Genomic DNA, 22,473 nt, shown 5'->3' with positions numbered 1-22,473 from the left:
CACGATGGCATGCTGATGCCATGCGCACTACCGCCGTCGTCGCGATCATCACCCTGTCTTTACTGGTCACGGCCTGTTCCGGGGCGTCGAGCGAACCGGTGCAGAGCGCGCCGCCGGTCACCTCGAAACCCGCCGTGACGAAACTGAAGGTCGAGCAGGTGACCGCCGGGCTCGAACACGGCTGGGACGTCGGCTTCCTGCCGGACGGGAAGATCCTCGTCACCCAGCGCCCCGGGAAGCTGGCCCTGATCGACAACGGCACGAAGCGCGACGTCACCGCCGATTTCTCCGACGTCCACGTACGCGGCGAGGGCGGCCTGATGGGAATGGTGATCAGCAGGGACTTCGCGACGTCGCGCGAGTTCATCACCTGCCAGACCCACAAGGAAGCTGACAACGCCGTCGACATCCGGCTGGTCACCTGGAAGCTGTCCGAGGACAGCGCGAGCGCCACCAAGGTCAAGGACCTGCTGACCGGGCTGCCGGTGACCTCGAGCGGACGGCACTCGGGCTGCCGCCCGGCGTTCGGCGCGGACGGCGCGCTGCTCGTCGGCACCGGCGACACCGCGCGCCCCGCCTTCCCACAGGATCGCAAGAACCTCGGCGGCAAAGTGCTGCGCGTCGACGCGAAGACCGGCAACCCGTTGCCGGACAACCCTTTCATCACGTCGTCGGACCCGAACGAACAGCGCGTGTTCACCTACGGGCACCGCAACGTCCAGGGCGTCACGGTCCGGCCGGGTTCCGGGCAGGTGTTCACCGCCGAGCACGGGCCGACCATCGACGACGAGGTCAACCTGGAACGCGCCGGCGGGAACTACGGCTGGGACCCGTCCAAGGGCGGCACCGAAACCAGCTATGACGAAGGCGTTCCGATGACCGACACGCGGCGGTTCCCGGACGCCGTCAGTCCTGTGTGGACGACCGGCGAGATCACCGAGGCGATCTGCGGTGCCGAGTTCCTCACCGGATCGCGGTGGGGTGCGCTCGAAGGCTCGCTCGCCGTGACCGCGTTGAAGGGGCAGAAGCTGCTGCTGTTCCGCCTCGACGACGCGGGCAAGGTCACCGAGGTGACGCTGCCGCCGGAGTTCGACGACAAGTTCGGCAGGCTGCGTGCCGTCCGCAGCGCGCCGGACGGCGCACTCTACGTGACGACCTCGGAAGGCAACGACGACAAGCTGCTGCGCGTCACCCCCGGCGCCTGACGGCCGAGGTACGCGCTCGCTCCACCGCGTCCGGGTCGGCGGCGTCGAACGGGACAGGGTTCGCGCCGAGCAACGTCGCGGCCTCGGTGAGGACCTGCTCGCGGCGGCCGGTGTTCGTCACCCGGTCGCCCCGAGCGGCGAACGCCGCGACCGCGTAACCGATTCCCGCTCCACCGCCGGTGATCACTAGGCTCCCGCCATGACGAAGATTGACCCGGCGACGACGGCGCTCGTCCTGATCGACCTCCAGACGCGGATCGTCGCGTTGGAGACAGTCCCCCTCGAAGGCGCTGAAGTCGTCTCGAACGCCGTCCTGCTGCGAGACGCCTTCACCGCGGCAGGCTCCCCGATCGTCCACGTGCGGGCGCACCGGCCGGACGTCGACGAACAGCCACCCGGCAGCGAACTGGTCGCCGAGTTGACACCGCGCGACGGCGAACACCTGATCACCAAGCACACGATGGGCGCGTTCTACGGCACCGGACTCGACGAAATCCTGCGCGGGTTCGGCGTGAAGACGCTGGTGCTCGGCGGGATCGCCACGGAGTACGGCGTCGAATCGACACTGCGTGCCGCGTCCGACCACGGCTACGAGACCATCGCCGTTTCGGACGCGATGACCGGTATCGCCGCGATCTCCCACGAATCGGCGATCACCAAGGTGTTCCCGAGGCTGGGCGAAGTCCTGACGACCGCCGAGACCGCCGCGGCGCTGGGCTGAGCCGTGATCGACAAGATCGCGTGGCTCCACCTGCGGGACGGCCGGATCCTGAGCACCCGCTCACGCGGCAAGTCCGTCTTCTACCTGCCCGGCGGCAAACGCGAAGCCGGCGAAACCGATACGGAAACACTCGTCCGCGAGGTCCGCGAGGAACTGACCGTCGAGATCACCGCGGCGAGCATCGCGTCCGCCGGGGTCTTCGAGGCACAGGCCGACGGGCACAAGGCAGGCGTCGTGGTCCGGATGACCTGCTACACCGCCGAATTCACCGGAACGCTCGCGGCCAGCAGCGAAATCGACGAGGTCGCCTGGCTCGGCTACGCGGACAGGGACCGGGTCTCCGCGGTGGACAAGATCATCTTCGACCACCTGCGGAAGACCGGCCTCCTGCGCTGAACCACTTCTTGAGGTCGTCCAGGCACAGCACCTGTTTGTCCGGGAGCAGCCCCCCGCATTCGGCGTTCTCGATACTGTCCGCGTCGTTGACGTCACCCTTGAGACAGGCGCCGACTTCGGCGCTCGACGCCGTGAAAGGATCCGCGACGAAAACCCCGACCAGGACGATGACGCCGAGGATACCCAAACGGATGACGGGCTTCAGCCACGTCTCTTCCGCGGCACCAGCGGTTGCACGGCGGGCGCAAGATAGTTTTCCACGATGTTCCCCCAGCTGAACGATCTCTACGGGGGACCTACCGCTCACCGGCCGGGAAACGTCACCGCCACGCGACTGACACCTCAGTACACGCGCAGCCTCGGTTTGTGCTCCAAATTGGACAGACCGTTCCAGGCCAGGTTGACCAGATGCGCGGCGACCTCGTCCCGCTTCGGTTTCCTGGCGTCGAGCCACCACTGCCCGGTCAGCGCGACCATCCCGACGAGCGCCTGCGCGTACAGCGCGGCCAGCTTCTCGTCGTAACCCCGCGCGGCGAACTGCTGCGCGAGGATGTGCTCGACCTGGCTGGCGATGTCGTTCAGCACCGTGGAGAACGTGCCCGTCGAACTCGCGACCGGCGAATCCCGCACGAGGATGCGGAAACCGTCGCGGGAATCCTCGACGTAGGAGAGCAAAGCGATCGCCGCCTGCTCCAGCATCACCCTCGGGTGTCCACCGTGGAGGGTCGAGACCATCCTGTCGAGCAGGAGCTGCGTTTCACGGTCGACGACGACGGCGTAGATGCCTTCTTTGCCGCCGAAGTGCTCGTACACCACCGGTTTGGAGACGTTCGCGCGGTGCGCGATCTCCTCGATGGAAGTGCCTTCGAAACCCTTCTCCGCGAAGAGGGCTCTGGCGACGGTGAGAAGTTGCTGCCTGCGCTCGGTCCCCGTCATCCGCACCCGGGCCACCGGAGCGACAGGACGCGCCCCGGTGACCACTTCACGTTTGGTTCGCCGTCTCCCCGCCATTGCAGAAGACTAACGTGACCTCGCTATTTGCTGTCGGCGGCGATGCGCGCGAGGCGCTGCGGGGTCGGCCAGCGCACGTCGTAGGCCCAGCCGAACTTCTCGAAGATCCAAATGAGCCGCGCGGAAAGATCGATCTGACCGCGTTGCACACCGTGCCGAGCCGAGGTCGGGTCGGCGTGGTGCAGGTTGTGCCACGACTCGCCGAAGGAGAAGATCGCCAGCGGCCAGAAGTTGGCCGACTTGTCGCGGGCGGCGAACGGGCGCTCGCCGATCATGTGGCAGACCGAGTTGACCGACCAGGTCACGTGGTGCAGCACGCAGACGCGCACCAGCCCGGCCCAGAAGAACGCGGTCAGCGCGCCCCAGAACGACCAGGTGATCAGGCCGCCGAGCACCGCGGGCAGGACCAGGGTGAGCAGGCTCCACAGCCAGAACAGGTCGTCGACCTTCTTGATGGCCGGATCCTTGACCAGGTCGGGCGCGAAACGCTCCGCGTTGGTCTGGTCGCGCTCGAACAGCCAGCCCATGTGCGCGTGCCAGAACCCCTTGGCGATGGCGAGCGGCGAGCTGCCGAACAGCCACGGCGAATGCGGGTCGCCGTCGCGGTCGGAGAAGGCGTGGTGGCGCCGGTGGTCGGCGACCCAGGTGATCACGGGGCCCTGGACGGCCATGCTGCCGGCGATCGCCATCGCGACGCGCAGCCACGGCTTGGCCTTGAACGAGCCGTGCGTGAAGTAGCGGTGGTAGGAGACGGTGATACCGAGTCCGCTGATCGCGTAGAACACCACGAAGATGCCGACGTCGACCCAGGTCAGTCCCCAGCCCCAGGCGAACGGGACGGCCACGAGCAGCGCGGCGAGCGGGAAGATGACCCCGAGGTAGACCGAGAGCTGCACGGCGCTCGATCGGTGTCCGTCGATTACCGGCTTGGGGCCCTTCGCGGGCTTCTGAGAACGGTCGAGGGTAGCCGTCATGCAGTCACTTCTTTTCTACGCGCAACCCTTGAGGGTTTCCCTAAGGGTGACCTTACCTACGATGCCGTAAGTTACGGTACAGGAGGTTTCGTCCCTTGTGGAGTGCTCGCGACTGTGACGCAACCCCCGGGCGCACAGGGAGGTCTCCGGCATGGCTATCCTGACCAGGATCGATCCGCCGTAGTGTAATCGGCAGCACTTCAGATTTTGGTTCTGACAGTTCAGGTTCGAATCCTGGCGGCGGAGCAGACGAACAGATGACCAGCGGCGTTTTCAACGGTGGGGGTGTGTGCGGCTGACCGAGGACGCGACGACCAGTAGCAGGCGGCCGGCGCTTGCGGAGATGTCCGACGCCTGGCTCTACGGTCGCGCGCGCGAACTCGGCGCGGCCATCCAGCGCGTCAGCTTCGCCGAGCAGCTGGACATCGTCACCAGCCTCGACGAACTCCTCGACGAGACACAGCGCCGCGGCGAACCTCTGCTGGTCGCCCAGCTGCTGCGCTACTCGGCGATGGCCAGGCTGGTCACCCGCGGTCTCGCCGCCGAAGCCGAACCCAGGCTCGACGAGATGCTCGCGCACACCAGACGGCACGGTCTCGCGCTGATGCGGGCCGACGCGCACGCCATGCGCGGTCGCCGGCTGGTGATCGCCAAGCAGGAGGACGCCGCCCTCACCGAGATCGCCAGGGCGCTGGCCATCCTCGACGACTCCGCGGTCCCGGACCGCCAGGTCGGCAGGCGCAACTGGGACAGGATGCTGTCCACCACTCTGGTCGACTGCTGGCTGGTGCTGAACCAGCTGGGCGTCTACGAGGCGGCCGAAGAGGCCATCGCCCGCGCCGCGCAGGCGATCCGCGACAGCGCGAGCCCGCACGAGATCGCGCTCCAGCTGATCAACCGGGTCAAGATGCTGCTGGGCTGGGGCCTGCGGCTCGAACGCATCGAGCGGTACGACGAGGGAGCGGACAAGTTCCGCACCGCCGCGTCGATGGCGCAGGCCGCCGAAGGCCCGTTCACCGAGTCGCTGTTCCCCCGCAAGGCCAACGTGCCCGCGATCGACCAGGTCGGCGTGCTCGCCGCGGCGGCCGCGCTGGCGTCGCCCGATTCGTCTCATATCGAGCGGCTGAACGCGCTGCTGAATCCGGAACTGGTGTTCCCGCACGAACGCGAGATCATCGCCATCGCGCTGGCCCGCTGCTTGGACAACGCCGGCCGCCGCGAAGACGCGTTGCAGGTGCTCAAAGAGGTCCGCGAGGACAACGAGGACGGCTCGCTGCCGTCGATGCGGCTGAACCTCGCCCGCGAGCTGGCCAGGCTCGACACCACCCCGGACTACGCGTCGGGCGCGAGCCAGTCCCTGATCGACTACGCGACCATCCTCGAATCGGAGATGTGGTCGCTGCGGGAATCACAGATCGCCACGCTCAACGCGCGCCGGGAACACGAACGGCTGTCCGCCGAGCACGGCGCGATCACCCAGCAGGCCTTGCAGGATCCGCTCACCGGACTCCCGAACCGCCGCGCGCTCGACGAAAAGCTGCGTTCGCTGGCGTCGTCCGCGGACGCCCAGCCGCTCGCCGTCGCGCTGGTCGATCTCGACGGTTTCAAGGATGTCAACGACAAGCAGTCGCACGCCGAAGGCGACAACGTGCTCCGTGTCATCGCGAGCACGCTGCGCGACGCCCTGCGCGGCGACGACGTCGTCGCCCGATACGGCGGAGACGAGTTCATCGTGCTTCTACCTGGGGCTCCGGCGTCAGCGGCGAAACAAGCACTGGGCCGTTCTGTGAATGCCGTCGCATCTTTGCCGCACCATCTTTCGCACGGTGTCACGCTCTCCGTCGGCCTTGTCTCACTCCGCCCGCAGGAGCGGGCCGAGCAGGTCCTGGCACGTGCCGACGCGGCCATGTACCAGGCGAAACGCGGCGGCGGGAACCAGGTGTCGTCGGTGAACTCGATGGCCATCGATCCGATGACCGGATGGCCCGGTGAGGATGCTCCGACCGACCCCGCGTGGGACGCCGGGCAGCCCACGTAGGATCAACGCCCGACAACCACCGTTGGTGAAATGTTGGGAGTGCCGTGACCGGCCCGCTGAGCACGTTGATCCTCGCCGCGGGTGAGGGCACCCGCATGCGTTCGTCCACCCCGAAGGTGCTGCACCCGATCGCCGGCCGTCCGCTGGTCGAGCACGCGGTCCGGGCGGCGGCGGGGCTGAGCCCGGAACACCTGGTCGTGGTCATCGGCCACGGTCGCGACTCGGTCGGCGCGCAGCTGGCGAAGGTCGGCGAAGCGCTCGGGCGCGAGGTCGTCACGGCCGTCCAAGAGGAGCAGAAGGGCACCGGGCACGCCGTCTCGTGCGCGCTCTCGGCACTGCCGGGCGGACTGACCGGCACCGTCGTCGTCAGCTACGGCGATGTCCCACTGCTCGACACCGAAACACTCGCTTCCCTGGTCACGGAGCACACCTCGGCCGGTAACGCGGTCACCGTGCTGACCGCGGTCGTGGAGAACCCGACCGGTTACGGCCGGATCATCCGCGACGAGAACGGTGTCGTCACCTCGATCGTCGAGCAGAAGGACGCCACCCCCGAACAGCACGAAATCGCCGAAATCAACTCCGGCGTCTACGCCTTCGACGCTTCGGTGCTGGTCGATGGTCTCTCGAAGCTTTCGACCGACAACGCGCAGGGCGAGCTCTACCTCACCGACGTCCTCGGCATCGCCCGCGGCGACGGCAAGGGGGTCGGCGCGCTGGTCATCGACGACCCTTGGGTGACCGAAGGCGTCAACGACCGTGTGCAGCTCTCCGTTCTCGGCGCCGAACTGAACCGGCGCATCGTCCGCGGCTGGCAGCGGGCGGGCGTCACCGTCGTCGACCCGTCGAGCACGTGGATCGACGCGGGCGTGACCCTGTCGCGCGACGTCGTCATCGAACCCGGCGTGCAACTGAAGGGCTCGACGTCGGTCGGCGAAGGCGCGCAGATCGGCCCGGACAGCACGCTGGAGAACGTCTCCGTCGGCACGGGCGCGTCGGTGGTGCGAACGCACGGTTCCGATTCGGAACTGGGCGATGGCGTCAAGGTCGGCCCGTTCACCTACCTGCGTCCCGGCACCAAACTGGGGACCAAGGCCAAGCTGGGCGCCTTCGTCGAAACGAAGAAGGCGGACATCGGCGCCGGGACGAAGGTTCCGCACCTGACCTACGTCGGCGACGCGACCATCGGCGAAAACAGCAACATCGGTTGTTCCAGCGTTTTCGTCAATTACGACGGCGTGAACAAGCACCACACCACGATCGGCTCCCATGTGCGGCTCGGCGCGGACAACACGTTTGTCGCCCCGGTGACCATCGGCGACGGTGCCTACAGCGGGGCAGGCACCGTGATCAGGCAAGACGTGCCCCCGGGCGCGCTCGCCGTCTCCACCGGGCCGCAGCGCAACATCGAAGACTGGGTGACCCGGCGCAGGCCGGGCACACCCGCGGCGGAAGCAGCTTCCGCCGCGAAGCAGGACACCACCGCCGTGTCCGATTCAGATAAGGGAAACGACGGGGAGTCGCCAGCATGAGTTCGAAGTCCGGCACACCGAAGAAGAACCTGATGCTCTTCTCCGGGCGCGCACACCCGGAGCTCGCCGCAGAGGTCGCCAAGCACCTCAACGTGACGGTCGTCCCGCAGACCGCGCACAACTTCGCCAACGGCGAGATCTTCGTCCGGTTCAACGAATCGGTGCGCGGGACCGACGCGTTCGTGATCCAGAGCCACCCGGCGCCCATCAACGAATGGGTGATGGAGCAACTGATCATGGTGGACGCCCTCAAGCGGGCGAGCGCCAAGCGGATCACCGTGATCATGCCGTTCTACCCGTACGCGCGGCAGGACAAGAAGCACAAGGGCCGCGAGCCGATCTCCGCGCGCCTGATCGCGGACCTGTTCAAGACCGCGGGCACCGACCGGATCATGACGGTCGACCTGCACACCGCACAGATCCAGGGCTTCTTCGACGGCCCCGTCGACCACCTGCTCGCGCAGAACGTGCTTGCCGCGCACATCAACAAGACCTACCACGGCGAGAACATCACCGTCGTCTCGCCGGACTCGGGCCGCGTGCGGCTCGCCGAGAAGTGGGCGGCGCAGCTGGGTGATCGGCCGATCGCCTTCATCCACAAGACCCGCGACCCGGACAAGCCGAACCAGGCCGTCGCCAACCGCGTCGTCGGCAAGGTCCGCGGTCAGCTGTGCGTGTTGATCGACGACATGATCGACACCGGCGGCACGATCGTGAAGGCCACCGAGGCCCTGCTCGACGAAGGCGCCGCCGACGTCGTCATCGCCTCGACGCACGGCATCCTGTCCGACCCCGCCACCGAGCGGCTGTCGAACTGCAAGGCGCGCGAGGTGATCGTCACCAACACGCTGCCGATCCCCGAGGAGAAGCGGTTCCCGGGCCTGACCGTGCTGTCCATCGCGCCGCTGCTGGCGCAGGCGATCCAGCAGGTCTTCGAGGACGGGTCGGTCACGTCCCTCTTCGACGGCAACGCCTGATCCCATCGAAGCGAGGGACCTTTGCTCCCGCTCTCTTCCGGAGAGTGAGAGCAAAGGTCCCGTGCTTCGTTTTCAGCTCCTCGCGAAACGACGCGCGCCGGACCTCCCGGCGTGACTAGGTTGCCGTCCATGGGGAAATTTAAGTTCGGCGTGAACCTGTGGGGCGCCGAGAACCGCGAAGATTGGGTCGCGAAGTGCCTCCGCGTCGAGGCCCTCGGATACGACGTCATCTCCGTGCCCGATCACCTCGGGCCGGGACGGAACGCGCCTTTTCCAGCCTTGACCATGGCTGCCGCAGTGACCCAACGGCCGCGCGTAGGCACTCTCGTCTCCAACGTGTCTTTTTACAACTTCGCGCTCTTCGCACGCGAAGTCGCCACAACGGTGAAGATGACCGATGACCGGCTGGACCTTGGCCTCGGCTCCGGCCACATGAAATCGGAATTCGACAGTGCCGGCCTGCCGTGGGTTCCCGCCAAGGAGCGCATCGAGTATCTCACCAAGAGCCTCGACCACCTGCGTGAGCACTTCGACAACGAGGGGATCACGCCCCCGCCGCTGCTCCTCGCGGGCAACAGCGACGGCGTGCTCTCTCTCGCCGCCCGTCACGCCGACATCGCCGGCTTCGCGGGTCTTCGTCAAGCACCAGGAAAACCACCGGGCACCTTCCAACTCGACGACGCCGAGCGCATGGACGAACGTGTCGCCTACTTTCGCTCACACACGAACGGCCGGGATCCCGAACTGAACATGCTCGTCCAGCGAGTCGTCGTCACGGCCGACCGGCGCGCGGCCGCCGAATCCTGGCGTGTCGACGACGAGGACGGTCTCGACGTGGACGCCCTGCTCGAAACGCCCCAATTGCTGTTCGGGACGGTCGACGAGATCGTCCGGCAGCTCCAGGAACGTCGCGAACGGTACGGCTTCTCCTACATCACGGTGTTCGAGCCGATGCTGGAAACGTTCGCGCCGGTCGTGAAGGAACTGTCAGGTCAGTAAGCGACGCAGAAGCGCTGGCGGCGGTGCTCTGGCTTGTCGATCTCGTCGACGAACGCGATCGCGTAGTCGGCACCGCTGATCTTCGACCTGCCGTTTTCATCGTTCAGGATCACATCGCTCCCGAGTCGGAAGTCGCCGATGCGCTCTCCCTCGGTCCACGCGCCGAACTCGGGGGCCGGGCTGAGGTAGAACCATTCGACATCCTCGGGAAGCGCCCGGAACGCTTCCAGCACCTCGACGTGTGCCCCCGCTTCGCCCTTGTACTCGTCCGGGAACTCGGGGGTGTCGATCAGCCGGGGCCCGCCCTCGGTCACGTACAGACTGCCCGCCCCGCCGACCACCCCGATCCGCGCGCCGTTGTCCTTCGCGACCTGAGCGATCGAGGGCACCGCCTCGAGCAGGCCACTCTGCCCCTGGACCGCGATGACCAGCACGTCGGCGCCCTTGGCGACTTCGGCGAGGAAGGCCTCGTCGTACAGCGATCCGGCCCTGGTCCCCTCACCTTCTGCGTTCCTCGCTATCGCCAGGACCTCGTGACCGCGATCGCGTGCTTCCGCGACGACCTTCGTGCCCGCGTACCCGGTTCCTCCGAACACAACCAATTTCGCCATCACGTTCTCCCTTTCATCGGTGACGACCCCGATGTTAAGAACGCGAGATCGGCTACTTCAACGTATGCAACGCACCCCGGGGTGAGCGTGCAGGTCAGCCGCCCAGCGTGGCGAACTCGGACTTGAGCTTTTCACGGGCACCGTTGACGTCGACGGGAGCCCGGACCTCACCGCGGGCCGACGGTTTCGCCTGGACCTGGTAGCTGGCGTTCCGATTCGGCAGTCTGAACTTGACCTCACAGGTCATGCTCGTCGTGGTGTCCGGTGCCGCGTTGGCGTCCGCCGTGCAGGTCTGCCCCCCGAGGGACTGGGCGGTGAACTCGACGGTCAGTGTCAGGCGCACGGGTGTCCCGCTCACGCCGCCGATGACGGTGTTGGCGACGTCGATGGTCGCCCGGCAGCTTCCGACGAAGTCCGTACAGTCCAGTTTGTCGTTGACCACGCTGACGCTGACCTGGGTGAGCGCGTCGAACGGTTGCCCGACCCCGCCGATCGCGCCGTCCAGATCGGTCTGGAGCTTTTTGAGCGCGTCCCCGGCGAGCGGCTCGACCCGCATCTCGGCACCGAGCGTCTTGCCGCCGGCGGCGTCGACGAGGGAAGGCGCGAAACTGACCACGCGATGCGGCGCCGCGGTGGTCACCTGGAGCGCCCCAGGCCCACTCCGGATGTCATAGACCTCGGTTCCGTCGGGCAACTTCGACCGAACCGGATCGGTCAGCGGTTTCATCGCGGACACCGCGGTCCGGAGTGTCGACGCCGCCTTGCGCGGGTTGAGCACCTCGACGGCGTTCACCGGCAGGTCCGTGCTGTCGGTCCGGACCCAGTTGGTGCCGTACTGGTCACTGTTGCCGAGCCCGTGCGCCTTCCAGTACTCCGGCGTCGCCGCGAGGTACAACTGCTTGTCGGCCGAGACGACCTGGACGGTCTGGCCGTCGACCGGCAGCGCGCCGTGTGCGCTGCCGTTGCGGGTGATGCGAAACAGCAATTCGGCGGGTTTACCCGAAGCATCCTTGATTGTCGACTTATAGACAACCGCGGGTGCCTGCTCCAGCGCCTTCAACGCGCTCTCCACAGCGCCACGCTGCTCGGCGCGCCGGTCGACCCGCTGCTGCTCGGCGGGCGAGATCCCCGCGGCCCCGTCGATCGCGACGTCACAACCGGCCACGAAGCAGCACAAGAAGGCGACCGCGCCGATCCTCAACCGTCGTGCCGGCATTCCGCCCCCTGTGTCTCGCGTGCGAAGAGATCACACCTTAGGAAAGGGGTCACGCACCACCGCATCCGCGGGTTCCCAAAGCAGCTGTCACCGACTTGTCACCTGAACGAGCCACCCGGCGGGACCCCGGCACGACAGGTTGGTCTACACTTTCCCGGTCTCGGCGAGGCGGGTTCCGTGAGCACCTGGTGCCCGACGTGATCGACGCGGCGGCTTGAGTGGCCACACGCGATCGAGCACGCCCGTGGAACTCGCCGCCGAACACCAGAACCGACCCGAACCATCCCCACCTCAGCATGATTTCGCTGAACATGTTGGTGAATTGAAGGAGTGCTACACCGTGTCCGAGGTACGCCTATCCGTTGAGCCCCGCACCGAATTCGGCAAGGGTGCCGCGCGCCGCACGCGTCGCGCCGGCAAGATCCCCGCGGTGCTGTACGGGCACGGCTCGGACCCGCGCCACTACGCCCTGCCCGCCCTCGAGTTCGCCCGCGTCGTGCGTGAGAACGGCGGCAACGCCGTCATCACCCTCGAGCTCGAGGGCAAGAGTGAGCTGGCGCTGACGAAGACCATCGTCGTCCACCCGCTGAAGAACTACATCGAGCACGTCGACCTGCTGGTCGTCATTCGCGGCGAGAAGGTCACCGTCGACATCCCCGTCGTCGTCACCGGCACCCCCGGCCCGGGCACCCTGGTCACCACCGACCTCGACGCCATCCAGATCGAGGTCGAGGCACTGCACATCCCCGAGCAGGTCGAGGTCTCGGTCGAGGGCGTCGTCGCCGGCACCCAGATCAACGCTTCGGACGTCATCCTGCCGAAGGGCGCCTCCCTGGTCACCGACCCTGATGCCCTGGTCGTCGCCGTGAACGAGTCGCCGTCCGAATCCGCGCTCGAGGGCGAAGACGCCGACGCCGAGGCGGAGACCACCCCCGCCGAGGACGCCGAATAAAGTCACTCGCGTGACCGAAGCAGTACTTCCCGGGGCCAGCGAGCAGATCCTGCTCGCCGGCCTCGGCAATCCCGGCCCTCAATACGCTGGCAACAGGCACAACGTCGGCTTCATGGTGCTCGACGAACTCGCCGGCCGTGTCGGCGGCAGGTTCAAAGCCCACAAAAGCGGCGCCGAGGTCCTCGAAGGCAGGCTCGCCGGGCAGCGGGTGGTCCTGGCGAAGCCGCGCTCGTACATGAACCTTTCGGGCGGCCCTGTCGTCGGCGTGGCCCGGTTCTACAAGATCCCCCCGGCCGGTGTCGTGGTCGTCCACGACGAGCTGGACGTCGACTTCGGCGCGCTCAAGATGAAGCTGGGTGGCGGTGACAACGGCCACAACGGCCTCCGCTCGATCACCAAATCCCTGGGCACGAAGGACTACTACCGCGTCCGTTTCGGCGTCGGCCGCCCTCCAGGACGGCAGGATCCGGCGGATTTCGTGCTGAAGGACTTCTCGACGGTCGAACGCAAAGAACTCGCTTTCGAGGTCGATCGCTGCGCCGACGCCGTTGAAGCGCTGATCAGCACCGGTCTCGTCGCAGCCCAGAACACCTTCCACGCTGGGTGAACCCGATCACATGGCGGTGTGTTACAACTCGTCACTCGAAGGCGTTCACCACGCCCCTGATCGAGTCGTGAAATAGCGCGAGCTCTTCCGGGGAACTCTCAAACCCGTTAGGACGGAATGCGGAGATCACATTCCCACCGAAACCGGAGAGAGTTTCATGTCGTTTACGGCCGAAGACATCACCGGCGCCACTTTTCCGAACGCCCCGATCGGGCGGCGCGGATACGCCAAACACGAGGTCGACAAGTTCCTGGAGCGGATCGCAAACACGATCTCGGACCGGGACGACCTGACGGCGGCCGAGGTCCACCACGTCATGTTCTCGCGTCCACTGATCGGGAAGCGCGGCTACGACGAACGCGAAGTCGACGATTTCCTCGACAAGATCGAAGGGCAACTCGCCCAGCGGACCGGCCAGCAGGTACTCGGTGTGCCCGGCGTGCGTGAGGAGAACCAGGCGACCGCCGAACGCGCCGTTCCGGACCGCGGCCTCGTCGATTTCCTGCGGGAACGCTAGTGCCCGTCACCTCGTTCGAGGCGAGAACCCGGCAGTTCGACCGGGCGCCGATCGGCGCCCGGGGCTATCACGAACCCGCGGTCGATGCCTTCCTCGAACGGGTCGCCGCCACGCTCGACGGCGACGACGACCTGTCGGTTTCGGACGTCCACAACGTGGCGTTCGCCAAAGCACCGCTCTCGAAACGAGGCTACGACCCAGCAGCCGTTGACGCGTTCCTCCGTGACGTCGAAGGCACACTGGCCGGGCGTTCCCAGTCCGCCGGCTACTACATTGCGCCGGCTTTGGAACACACTCACACCCGCAGGCCGCTCTGGCGACGCCGCTGACCCACGGAAACACGGCGAGAGGGCCGGCCCGCGATCCTCGCGAGTCCGACGCTCCCGTGTCAGGTGGTCGCCGCGTTCTTGGCGATCTTGTTCGCGAACTGGGTGGCGGTCGCGGCCCGCTTCACCTTGCCCGACGGTGTCTTGGGCAGACTTCCCGCCGGAAGCACCACAACCGCGAAGGGCCGCATGTCGACCGCGTCGCGCACCTTGGCCGCGACTTCCTTCGCCAACGCCTTCTCGGTGTCCGGATCCCCGGCGAGTTTCGATTCGACGACGACGGCGAACCGCTCCCGGCGGCTACCCGCGTCGATCCGCACGGCCACGGCGTTCCCAGCTCGAACCCCCTCGACCGACATCGCCGCCCGTTCGATATCGGTCGGGTACAGGTTCCGGCCACCCATGATGATGACGTCCTTACGACGACCGCAGATCACGATCATGCCGTCGATCAGGTAGCCGAGGTCACCGGTGAGCAGCCAGCCGCTCTCGTCCTGTGTCGCGACCGGACCCTCCATGGTCAGGTACCCCGGCGTCACGGCCTCGCCGCGCAGACGGATTTCTCCGACCTGGCGCTCGCCGAGCACAGTGCCCTTGTCATCGACGATCTCGGCCTCGAGCCCGTCGAGGGGCGGCCCGAGCACCGCGAAGGAACGGACGTCGTCGGTGCCGCGCCTCGGGTCATCCTCGGGCACCGGCACCGCACGGTTGTCCGCCTCTAGCGCCTCGGCTTCGACGACGTCCAGCGTCAGTCCGGTGAACAGCGGAGCAAACGAAACCGCAAGAGTCGCCTCCGCCATGCCATACGCCGGAAAGACGCATTCGGCAGGCATCTTGAACCGCGCTCCCGCCTCGACGAAGGTCTGCACCGCTGTTTCATCGATCGGCTCGGCGCCGTTCAGCGCGATCCGAAGCTTCGAGAGGTCGTAAGTGTTGTCGTCCTCTTCCCGAGCCATCCGCCTGCCCACGATCGCGTAGGCGAAGTTCGGCGCGGCCGTGGTCGTGCCGTTGTACTTGCTGATCAGCTGCGGCCAGATCAACGGGCCCGACAAAAACTCGAGCGGCGTGATCTTGACGAGTTCGACACCGAACGTCATCGGGACCGTCAGGAAACCGACCATCCCCATGTCGTGGAAGGTGGGCAACCACGAAACCATCACATCGACGTCAAAGTCGAACTCGGCGCGATCGACCATCGCCTTGACGTTCGAATACAGGTTTCCGTAGGTGATCTGAACGGCCTTCGGATCGGCCGTCGACCCACTGGTCAGCTGTAGGAGCGCCGTGTCGGATTCGCCCGTCGGAACTGGCTCCGCCAGCGGTTCGGCCTCGAGCAACTCAGTGATCACCTGGAAGGCGATGCCGTGCTCGGTGAGCACCGGCGCCAGCTGGTCGAACGGCTCACCGAGCAGGACCAGATCGGACCCGATCATCCGCAGCACGCGAACGGTGTCCTCGGCCCACTCGGCGAGGTCGGTGCGCTGGGTGGGCTGGTGCAGCATCGTCACGCTGCCACCGGCGAGCCACACCGCCTGCACCGTCGGCGCGATCAGCGACGGCGCCGCCGCCAGGACCGCCACCGCCTTGCCGGACTCGAGCCCGGCGAGCACCAGGCCCCCGGCGACCCGCTTCGCCTGCTCGTGAATCTCAGCCCAGGTCCGCCGAACCGGCTCCTTGGGCTCCCCCGTGACCATTCCTCGCTGCTGACCTCGCCCCGCCGCGGTGGCGACGAGCGTGTCCACGAACCGACTCATGCGCGTCACAGTACTGTCCGCCCTTGGAACACCCGCTCGCCGTCGAGTGAACTCACTCGATCGCTTCGGAGGTCTCGAGCCACTGGGCCTCGACCTCCTCCTTCTCCGTTTCAACGGCTTTCAGTTCAGTGTTCAACTCGATGAGCTTCGTCGGGTCGGTCGCCGCCACGAGCAGCGCCGCGTGCAGCTTCTTTTCCTTGGCGTGCAACTGGTCGAGCTTGCGCTCGAGGCGGGACAGTTCCTTCTGTGCCGCCCGCTGCTCCGCGGCACTCTTCTTGAGCTCGGAGGACTGCCCGCTGCCCGACTTCCGGTCGGCACCGGCCTGCTCCAGGCTCTTGACCCGCCGGTCGAGGTACTCCTCGATGCCGCCCGGGAGGTGGGTCACGTGTCCGTCCCCGAACAAGGCGACGATCGTGTCGCAAACGCGTTCCACCAGGTACCGGTCGTGCGAAACGACGACGAGGCTGCCCGGCCACGAATCGAGCAGGTCTTCCAGCTGCTGCAAAGTGTCGATATCGAGATCGTTCGTCGGTTCGTCGAGCAGCAGCACGTTGGGCTCGGCCATCAGAAGCCGGCACAGCTGCAGGCGGCGCCGCTCACCACCGGAAAGGTCTTCGACCGGAGTCCACTGCCTGGACGCGGGGAACCCCAGCTTTTCGGCCAGCTGCGACGCGGAGAGCTCCTGTTTGCCGAATACGACCCTTCCGGAGACCTCTTCGATCGCCTGCAGGACGCGCAGATCACCCGGCAGATCGTCGAGCTCCTGCCGTAGGTGCGCGAGGCTGACCGTCTTCCCCTGGATACGGCGCCCCGTCTCGGGCTCTTTGTCCCCGTCGAGCAGCTTCAGCAGCGTCGTCTTGCCGGATCCGTTGACGCCGACCAGGCCGATCCGATCGCCTGGCCCGATCCGCCAGGTGACGTGATCGAGCAGAGTGCGGTCACCGACGGTCAAAGTTGCGTCCTCGACCTCCAGCACGGTTTTCCCCAGCCGTCGGCGGGCGAACGCCTGCAGCTCGACTGAATCACGTGGCTCCGGCACGTCGGAGATCAGTGCCTCCGCCGCCTCGACGCGGTAGCGCGGCTTCGAAGTCCTGGCCTGCGGACCGCGACGCAGCCACGCGAGCTCCTTGCGGGCCAGGTTCTGCCGCTTCTCCTCGGCCGTCGCCGCGAGCCTCGCCCGCTCGGCCCGGGCGAAGATCCAGTCCGCGTACCCACCTTCGTACTGCTCGACGCGACCGTTGGAGACCTCCCAGGTCACGCTCGCGACCGTGTCGAGGAACCACCGGTCGTGGGTGACGACCACGACCGCGATCCTGCGGTTGAGCAGGTGATCCGCGAGCCAGCGCACACCTTCGACGTCGAGATGGTTGGTAGGCTCGTCGAGGACCACGAGGTCGAGTTCACCGGTGAGAGCCGCCGCCAATGCGACACGGCGGCGTTCGCCACCGGACAGGTTCGCCGTCGACGTTTCGACACCGAGAGCAGTGATCCCCAGACCATCCATAATGGACCTGACCCGCGCGTCAGCGGCCCACTCATGTTCGGCGCCGTAGCGCTCCAGCACGACGTCTCCGACTGTGCTGCCGACCGGGAGTTCGGTTCGCTGGGTGACCACGGCCATCCGCAAGCCACGGACTTGACTCACCCGTCCCGTATCCGGCTCGCTGATCCCCGCGAGGACCTCCAGCAGCGTCGTCTTCCCGCCCCCGTTGAGACCGACGACGCCAATGCGCTGCCCCTCCGCAACGCCGAGCGAAACACCGTCGAGCAGCGGGCGCACCCCGAAGGACTTGCTCACCGACTCCAGGTTGACCAAGTTGGCCATGCCTCAGCCGATCCTTTCCAAAAAGCTTGCACCACAACGAATTAGTCGACGTCCATTTCGGACATCCTCACGCGTGTACTCGAGGCGGAGCCGGCCGCGGCGCATCGTCTCCGCCTACCAGCTTGGCGCCGGGAACCGGCCCGTGTGCGACACGCACCGTGCGACAGACCCCCGCACCGGACAGCTCCGCGGCGACCTCGACTGCAGACTGGGCATCCGCGCACAGAAAAGCGCAGGTCGGCCCAGACCCGGACACGGTGCCGGCGAGCGCACCCGCGTTGACTCCCGCCCGCAACGTGCGACGCAGCCCGGGACGCAACGAGACGGCGGCCGCCTGCAGGTCATTGCCGAGAAGCAGTGCCAGCTGCCGCGGGTCACCGGACGCCAGCGCCTCGACCACCGGAGTATGCGAACCGATCCGAGGCGGACTGCCCTCTTCACGCAACCTGTCCAGTTCTCCGAACACCCGAGGGGTCGAAAGACCACGCTGATCGAACGCCAGAACCCAATGGAACGTGTGCCTCGACAACACCGGCACCAGTTGCTCGCCTCGGCCGGTACCCAACGCTGTCCCACCGTAAAGGGCGAAAGGAACATCGCTCCCGAGCTTGGCGGCGATACCCGCCAGTTCGTCTCGGGAGATGTCGAGCTTCCAAAGTGACGCGAGCCCCACCAGGGTCGCGGCCGCGTCAGCGCTGCCCCCGGCCATCCCGCCGGCTACGGGGATGCCTTTGCGAAGCACCACTCGGACCTTGGACTCGCCGTCGGCCTTGCCGACGTGGGCCGCCAGCGCCTGCGCCGCCTTCCACGCGAGGTTGTTGGCCCCGGTCGGTACGGAACCTTCTCCTTCGCCATAGACCTCGACGCCCGGGTCCTCGGTGACCGCCACGGTCACCTCGTCAGTGAGAGAAAGCGCCTGGAAAACGGTCACCAGCTCGTGGTAGCCGTCCGGGCGTACGTCACCGACCGACAGGTGCAGGTTGACCTTGGCGGGAACCCTGACGGTTACTGGGGGCGGTACGACGGCGAGCACGAGTCAAGCCTACGTGGCCGCTCCACTTGTGCTGCCACCAGGAGAAAAGAGAACAGGACGAGTCAGACACGAAAGGGCCGCCCTGGACGGATTTCGTCCTGAGCGGCCCGGTCGTGGAGGAGTCAGGCAGCGACGCCCTGCGGCCCGCGGACCGGGTGGGTCACGTGGCCACCGCGTTCGGCGATCCAGGCGAGCGCGGCATCCGCGCGCTCACCGCGCACACCGAGACGGAACCTGCCGACCGGCGTGTCGCCGATCCGGGTCAGGCCGCCCCCGATGGTGGCGAGTTCGACGTCGAAGCGACCGGCGGCCTCAGGCAGCAGCGCACCGACCGATGCGAAACCGACAAGCACGACGTCCACCGCGCGGTCGTACTTCGACGTCTGCGCCCGTCCGGTCTCGATCGAGGGCAGCAGCGCCTGCGCGGTCCGGCTGGTCGGGTCGGAGACCAGGTCGAGCACGGTTCCACGTTCGATGATCGCCCCAGCCTCAAGAACCGCGACGTCGTCGCAGACACGGCGGACCACACCGGCATCAGGAGTGGTGAGCAGCACGGTGACTCCGAGCTCGGCGCGCGCGCGGTCGAGCACGGTCAGGACCGCGCCGGACTCTTCGGGCTGCACACCGGCGGTCGGGTCGTCAGCCAAGAGCACGGACGGCCCGGCTGCCAGAGCCTTGGCGATGGCCACTCGGCGCAGCTGCCCCTCGGTCAGATCACCCGGCCGCTGCCCCGCTCGCGGGGTGAGTCCGACCAGATCGAGCAGGTTGCCGACCCGGTTACGGCGCTGCGGCCCGTCGAGGCCGAGCTGTTCGAGCGGCGACGCGATGTTGCCGGCGATGGTGCGCTCGGCGAGCAACTCCGGCTTGGTGCTCACGACACCGACCTGCCGACGGATCTCCCGCAGGCGGCGGCCGTCAAGGGTCCCGGTGTTCAGGCCGTCGAGGCGGACCACGCCCCGGTCCGGGCGCTCCTGAAGTCCGATGCAACGAGCGAGGGTCGACTTGCCGGAGCCGGCCGGACCGACGACTCCGAACAACGAGCCTGCTTGGATGTCCACGCTGACATCGCGCAGGGCGACGACGGGATTTCCGTTGAGGGGAAAGGACTTGGACAGGTTTTCGACAGTGATCACGAAGGGCTCCATGCAAAGGGGGCGCTGCTTCTTTCGAGCGCGCCAACCGTCACCGAGTGACCGTCCAGAACGGACGGGCTTCAGAGGTAAGGGAAAGACTCAGGCAGTAACGGTGGAGCGTCGACACGCACTTACCGTGCGGCGACCTTCATCGACGACGCGTCGCCTGGTCAGCAGGAGCGGGTGGGTGACCCTGTTCATTAGGCACAGCCTCCATCGGTCCTGGCGGTAGCACCTGCCCTGTTGAGGGTGGTTGCTGCGACTTCGGCGAGCCAGGTCTCTCAGTCGCTCGGGATGGCTCACTGAGTAAAACCGATCCCACTAGATGAAAGCAAGCGCGTAGGCGCAGATCACACGTCTGGTCGTGTCCATAATACAGGATTTGCTGTCCGCATCCTGAGACCACGGCTGAGGTCTCAGGATCGCGTCAGGCCGCTGCCTGCTAAGACAGGTTGGACCAGACGGATCGAGAAGAGGATTTACGCTGTCGTGCTGACCTCAGCCGAGACTCGCCCGCGCGGCGCCGGTCACACCTGCGACGGCGATCAGTCAGTCGCTGCCGCGATACGGGCGAACTGGTGAACATCCAACTGTTCACCGCGGGTCTTGGGGTCGATACCCGCCTTTTCGAGCAACTCCCCCGCACGTTCGGCGGAACCGGCCCATGACGCCAAAGCCGCCCGCAGCGTTTTTCGCCGCTGCGAGAAAGCGGCATCGACCACGGCGAACAGCCGCTTCCTCTCCACGGACGACACCACTTCGCCTCGCTCGAAAGCGACGAGGGCTGAATCCACGTTCGGAACAGGCCAGAACACCGAGCGAGGTACCGCGGCGACCTTACGTGTCTTCCCGTACCACGCGAGCTTGACGCTGGGCACTCCGTAAGTCCGACTGCCAGGGCCGGCCGCCATCCGGTCGGCGACTTCGGTCTGGACCATTACGAGACCACTGGTCAACGAGGGCAGCTCGGCGAGCAGATGCAGCACAACAGGAACGGCGACGTTGTACGGCAGATTCGCGACGAGCGCCGTCGGCCGTTGAGGCAGGTCGTCCACCGTGATCCGTAGAGCGTCCGCTCCGACAACCGTCAGCCTTTCGGCCCCACCGCGTTCGGCCACGGTGTTCGGGAGCCGCCCGGCCAGTACGGGGTCTATTTCGACCGCGACGACCTCGGCACCGGTCGCGAGCAGCCCGAGTGTCAGCGAGCCAAGCCCCGGCCCGACTTCCAGCACGACGTCACCTTCGCCGACTGCCGAAATGTCGACGATCCGGCGCACCGTGTTGGGATCGTGCACGAAATTCTGGCCGAGCTTCTTGGTCGGCCGTACGTCCAGCTCGGCCGCCAGCGCCCTGATCTCCGCAGGCCCGAGCAATTCAGTCACTCGACGATCGTAGCCAGCCTTCGTAAGCCGCGATTGGCCGGTGGACGACCACCCCAGCCCCAGTCGGCCCCGAGGACAGCGCCAGCCTCCGCTTGGCCGCAACTCGCTCGCGCCATCCTCACGGATTCTCCCAGCTGACCCGTGTCATACGCCAGGGTGATCGGTGCAGGTTCACATCGCCGGAGCGTGATCAACGTGCACCCGATCGATACCGTGCATTCGTTCGACTCAACCTCGACAATCGAGGGATGACCAGCACAAACATTCCCAAGGCCTTCCCGCTGAATCTGCCGGAAGGTGACGCCGATCTGCTTCTCGACGAGTTGCAGACACGGCTACGCGAAGGGCGACGCCTGGTCGCCGAAGTCGGCCAGATCCTGGCCGAGATCGAGTCACGCGGTGTCCGAGACCTCTTCGGATACAACTCGATCGCCGTCTTCTACGAGCACGTGGCCCGGGTTCCCCGAGCCGAAGCGAAGAAGGTGACGGCTCGAGCACTCGCACTCAACTCGAGACGCGCGCGCGACGGGACCTCGACTCCACCCGTCGCGCCTTTGACCGGAGCCGCGGCCGTCACAGGCGCATTGGCCGAGGGCAGCATCGACCGAATCGTCACGGTTCTGCGGAGACTCCCAGAGCACATCGCCGCGAACGTCCGACTCGACGCCGAGAGGGACCTGGTCGATCTCGCCAGCGTCGCGAGACCGCGCGACGTGACGATGGCTGGAACCGACGTGCTCGCACGTCTCAACCCAGATGGGAACGACACCGAGGACCCCAACCCGAAGACCCGGCGAAGCGAGTTCTGGTTGCGTCAGAAACGCACTGGCCGTTGGGACATGCGCGGCGACCTCGATCCCGAGACAGGCGCCCGCCTGAACGCGCTTCTAGTCCCACTCGCGCATCCGGTCCCGAACGGAGAAGCCGACACCCGCACTCCGGCGGAGAGACGCGGCGACGCTTTCACAGAAATCGTCGGCGTTGCGGAAGCCGGCCCGGATATCCCTTTGCCTCGGCAGAGGCAGGAGCCGGTCGCTGAGCGGCCGCAGCCCGCGAAGCCCACCGAGAAGCCGACGGACCAACCCACGACCGGCCAAACACGGAATGAGAGCCAGCAAAGCCAGCACCGCGACGACAGCAGCGTGCGAGCAGAGACCGCCGCTGAACGATCTAGGGCCGCGACCCACCTAAGGTCTCCGCGCTGGTGGTCACGGCGGCCGAGATTCGGCGCTACACAGCCTCAGCTGCCCAAGACGGCCTGAAG

At 66.8% G+C, this 22,473-nt stretch carries 21 protein-coding genes, 1 tRNA gene, 1 pseudogene and 1 riboswitch; of the genes and pseudogenes, 13 read left to right on the top strand and 10 right to left on the bottom strand.

From position 1 onward, the window contains the following. Positions 1 to 20: 20 nt before the first annotated feature. Positions 21 to 1,205 carry a PQQ-dependent sugar dehydrogenase gene (locus ACM6LU_RS23065; RefSeq protein WP_414939811.1) on the top strand — a complete coding sequence of 395 codons (1,185 nt, stop codon included), beginning with the start codon at positions 21 to 23 and terminating at the stop codon, positions 1,203 to 1,205. A 13-nt stretch (positions 1,206 to 1,218) separates the two neighbouring features. Here ACM6LU_RS23065 and ACM6LU_RS23060 read toward each other — a convergent pair. Continuing rightward, a pseudogene (locus tag ACM6LU_RS23060) lies at positions 1,219 to 1,392 on the bottom strand (3-oxoacyl-ACP reductase); the annotation flags it as partial. Between the two features lie 12 nt (positions 1,393 to 1,404). Between ACM6LU_RS23060 and ACM6LU_RS23055 the strand changes: the two are divergent. Together ACM6LU_RS23055 and ACM6LU_RS23050 are read left to right on the top strand one after the other, a co-directional pair. After that, on the top strand, positions 1,405 to 1,926 hold the full coding sequence (locus tag ACM6LU_RS23055; RefSeq protein ID WP_414939810.1) for an isochorismatase family protein: 522 nt from the start codon (positions 1,405 to 1,407) through the stop codon (positions 1,924 to 1,926). Between the two features lie 3 nt (positions 1,927 to 1,929). After that, entirely contained in the window at positions 1,930 to 2,322 is a 393-nt protein-coding gene (locus tag ACM6LU_RS23050) for an NUDIX hydrolase (RefSeq protein WP_414939809.1), read from the top strand. A gap of 342 nt (positions 2,323 to 2,664) precedes the next feature. On the opposite strand, the gene ACM6LU_RS23045 is transcribed toward ACM6LU_RS23050, so the two are convergent. Further along, entirely contained in the window at positions 2,665 to 3,258 is a 594-nt protein-coding gene (locus ACM6LU_RS23045; protein WP_414939907.1) for a TetR family transcriptional regulator, read from the bottom strand. Between the two features lie 98 nt (positions 3,259 to 3,356). Then, positions 3,357 to 4,307 carry an acyl-CoA desaturase gene (locus ACM6LU_RS23040; protein ID WP_414939808.1) on the bottom strand — a complete coding sequence of 317 codons (951 nt, stop codon included), beginning with the start codon at positions 4,305 to 4,307 and terminating at the stop codon, positions 3,357 to 3,359. Between the two features lie 174 nt (positions 4,308 to 4,481). Between ACM6LU_RS23040 and ACM6LU_RS23035 the strand changes: the two genes are divergently transcribed. From ACM6LU_RS23035 to ACM6LU_RS23015, 5 genes are all read left to right on the top strand, one after another. Further along, positions 4,482 to 4,553, top strand: a tRNA-Gln gene (locus ACM6LU_RS23035). Between the two features lie 43 nt (positions 4,554 to 4,596). Next, on the top strand, positions 4,597 to 6,345 hold the full coding sequence (locus ACM6LU_RS23030) for a diguanylate cyclase domain-containing protein (protein ID WP_414939807.1): 1,749 nt from the start codon (positions 4,597 to 4,599) through the stop codon (positions 6,343 to 6,345). Positions 6,346 to 6,389: 44 nt separating this feature from the next. Continuing rightward, positions 6,390 to 7,877: a bifunctional UDP-N-acetylglucosamine diphosphorylase/glucosamine-1-phosphate N-acetyltransferase GlmU gene (glmU, locus tag ACM6LU_RS23025; RefSeq protein ID WP_414939806.1), complete on the top strand. Its 1,488-nt coding sequence runs from the start codon at positions 6,390 to 6,392 to the stop codon at positions 7,875 to 7,877. Further along, complete coding sequence (locus ACM6LU_RS23020) at positions 7,874 to 8,854, top strand: ribose-phosphate diphosphokinase (protein WP_414939805.1); 981 nt, start codon at positions 7,874 to 7,876, stop codon at positions 8,852 to 8,854. The genes glmU and ACM6LU_RS23020 overlap by 4 nt, the downstream gene beginning before the upstream one ends. A gap of 129 nt (positions 8,855 to 8,983) precedes the next feature. Beyond that, a complete protein-coding gene (locus tag ACM6LU_RS23015) occupies positions 8,984 to 9,853 on the top strand; it encodes a TIGR03621 family F420-dependent LLM class oxidoreductase (RefSeq protein ID WP_414939906.1) in 870 nt (289 codons plus the stop codon). Here the strand turns inward: ACM6LU_RS23015 and ACM6LU_RS23010 are convergent. Both ACM6LU_RS23010 and ACM6LU_RS23005 read right to left on the bottom strand, forming a co-directional pair. After that, the gene (locus ACM6LU_RS23010; protein ID WP_414939804.1) at positions 9,847 to 10,464 is read right to left on the bottom strand and encodes an NAD(P)-dependent oxidoreductase; all 618 of its coding nucleotides are present in this window, start codon (positions 10,462 to 10,464) and stop codon (positions 9,847 to 9,849) included. The genes ACM6LU_RS23015 and ACM6LU_RS23010 overlap by 7 nt on opposite strands. Before the next feature lie 94 nt (positions 10,465 to 10,558). Then, a complete protein-coding gene (locus tag ACM6LU_RS23005; protein ID WP_414939803.1) occupies positions 10,559 to 11,680 on the bottom strand; it encodes a hypothetical protein in 1,122 nt (373 codons plus the stop codon). A 340-nt stretch (positions 11,681 to 12,020) separates the two neighbouring features. Between ACM6LU_RS23005 and ACM6LU_RS23000 the strand changes: the two genes are divergently transcribed. The 4 genes from ACM6LU_RS23000 (at position 12,021) to ACM6LU_RS22985 (ending at position 14,085) form a co-directional block, all read left to right on the top strand. Next, entirely contained in the window at positions 12,021 to 12,632 is a 612-nt protein-coding gene (locus ACM6LU_RS23000) for a 50S ribosomal protein L25/general stress protein Ctc (RefSeq protein WP_414939802.1), read from the top strand. Positions 12,633 to 12,642: 10 nt separating this feature from the next. Beyond that, positions 12,643 to 13,239 (top strand): aminoacyl-tRNA hydrolase, encoded by a 597-nt coding sequence (gene pth / locus ACM6LU_RS22995; RefSeq protein WP_414939801.1) that lies wholly within the window; start codon positions 12,643 to 12,645, stop codon positions 13,237 to 13,239. A 157-nt stretch (positions 13,240 to 13,396) separates the two neighbouring features. Then, positions 13,397 to 13,756, top strand: a complete 360-nt coding sequence (locus ACM6LU_RS22990) for a DivIVA domain-containing protein (protein ID WP_414939800.1) — start codon at positions 13,397 to 13,399, stop codon at positions 13,754 to 13,756. After that, the gene (locus ACM6LU_RS22985) at positions 13,756 to 14,085 is read left to right on the top strand and encodes a DivIVA domain-containing protein (protein ID WP_414939799.1); all 330 of its coding nucleotides are present in this window, start codon (positions 13,756 to 13,758) and stop codon (positions 14,083 to 14,085) included. Before ACM6LU_RS22990 ends, ACM6LU_RS22985 begins: the two co-directional genes overlap by 1 nt. A gap of 59 nt (positions 14,086 to 14,144) precedes the next feature. On the opposite strand, the gene ACM6LU_RS22980 is transcribed toward ACM6LU_RS22985, so the two are convergent. The 5 genes from ACM6LU_RS22980 to rsmA form a co-directional block, all read right to left on the bottom strand. After that, entirely contained in the window at positions 14,145 to 15,836 is a 1,692-nt protein-coding gene (locus ACM6LU_RS22980; protein ID WP_414939798.1) for a fatty acyl-AMP ligase, read from the bottom strand. Positions 15,837 to 15,888: 52 nt separating this feature from the next. Then, entirely contained in the window at positions 15,889 to 17,661 is a 1,773-nt protein-coding gene (locus ACM6LU_RS22975) for an ATP-binding cassette domain-containing protein (RefSeq protein WP_414939797.1), read from the bottom strand. 67 nt (positions 17,662 to 17,728) lie between these two features. Then, entirely contained in the window at positions 17,729 to 18,694 is a 966-nt protein-coding gene (locus ACM6LU_RS22970; protein WP_414939796.1) for a 4-(cytidine 5'-diphospho)-2-C-methyl-D-erythritol kinase, read from the bottom strand. A 122-nt stretch (positions 18,695 to 18,816) separates the two neighbouring features. Continuing rightward, on the bottom strand, positions 18,817 to 19,827 hold the full coding sequence (locus ACM6LU_RS22965; protein WP_414939795.1) for a methionine ABC transporter ATP-binding protein: 1,011 nt from the start codon (positions 19,825 to 19,827) through the stop codon (positions 18,817 to 18,819). A gap of 210 nt (positions 19,828 to 20,037) precedes the next feature. After that, positions 20,038 to 20,128: riboswitch (SAM riboswitch) on the bottom strand. A gap of 244 nt (positions 20,129 to 20,372) precedes the next feature. Further along, positions 20,373 to 21,209: a 16S rRNA (adenine(1518)-N(6)/adenine(1519)-N(6))-dimethyltransferase RsmA gene (rsmA, locus tag ACM6LU_RS22960; protein ID WP_414939794.1), complete on the bottom strand. Its 837-nt coding sequence runs from the start codon at positions 21,207 to 21,209 to the stop codon at positions 20,373 to 20,375. A gap of 248 nt (positions 21,210 to 21,457) precedes the next feature. Here rsmA and ACM6LU_RS22955 point away from each other — a divergent pair, with 248 nt between their 5' ends. Continuing rightward, positions 21,458 to 22,471 carry a DUF222 domain-containing protein gene (locus tag ACM6LU_RS22955; protein WP_414939793.1) on the top strand — a complete coding sequence of 338 codons (1,014 nt, stop codon included), beginning with the start codon at positions 21,458 to 21,460 and terminating at the stop codon, positions 22,469 to 22,471. The last annotated feature ends 2 nt before the right edge of the window (positions 22,472 to 22,473 follow it).

The sequence above is a fragment of the Amycolatopsis sp. cmx-11-51 genome (assembly GCF_047608665.1).
GTDB lineage: Bacteria > Actinomycetota > Actinomycetes > Mycobacteriales > Pseudonocardiaceae > Amycolatopsis.
The sequence above is the reverse complement of the archived record's forward strand: the minus strand, read 5'-3'. Positions and strand labels throughout refer to the sequence as shown.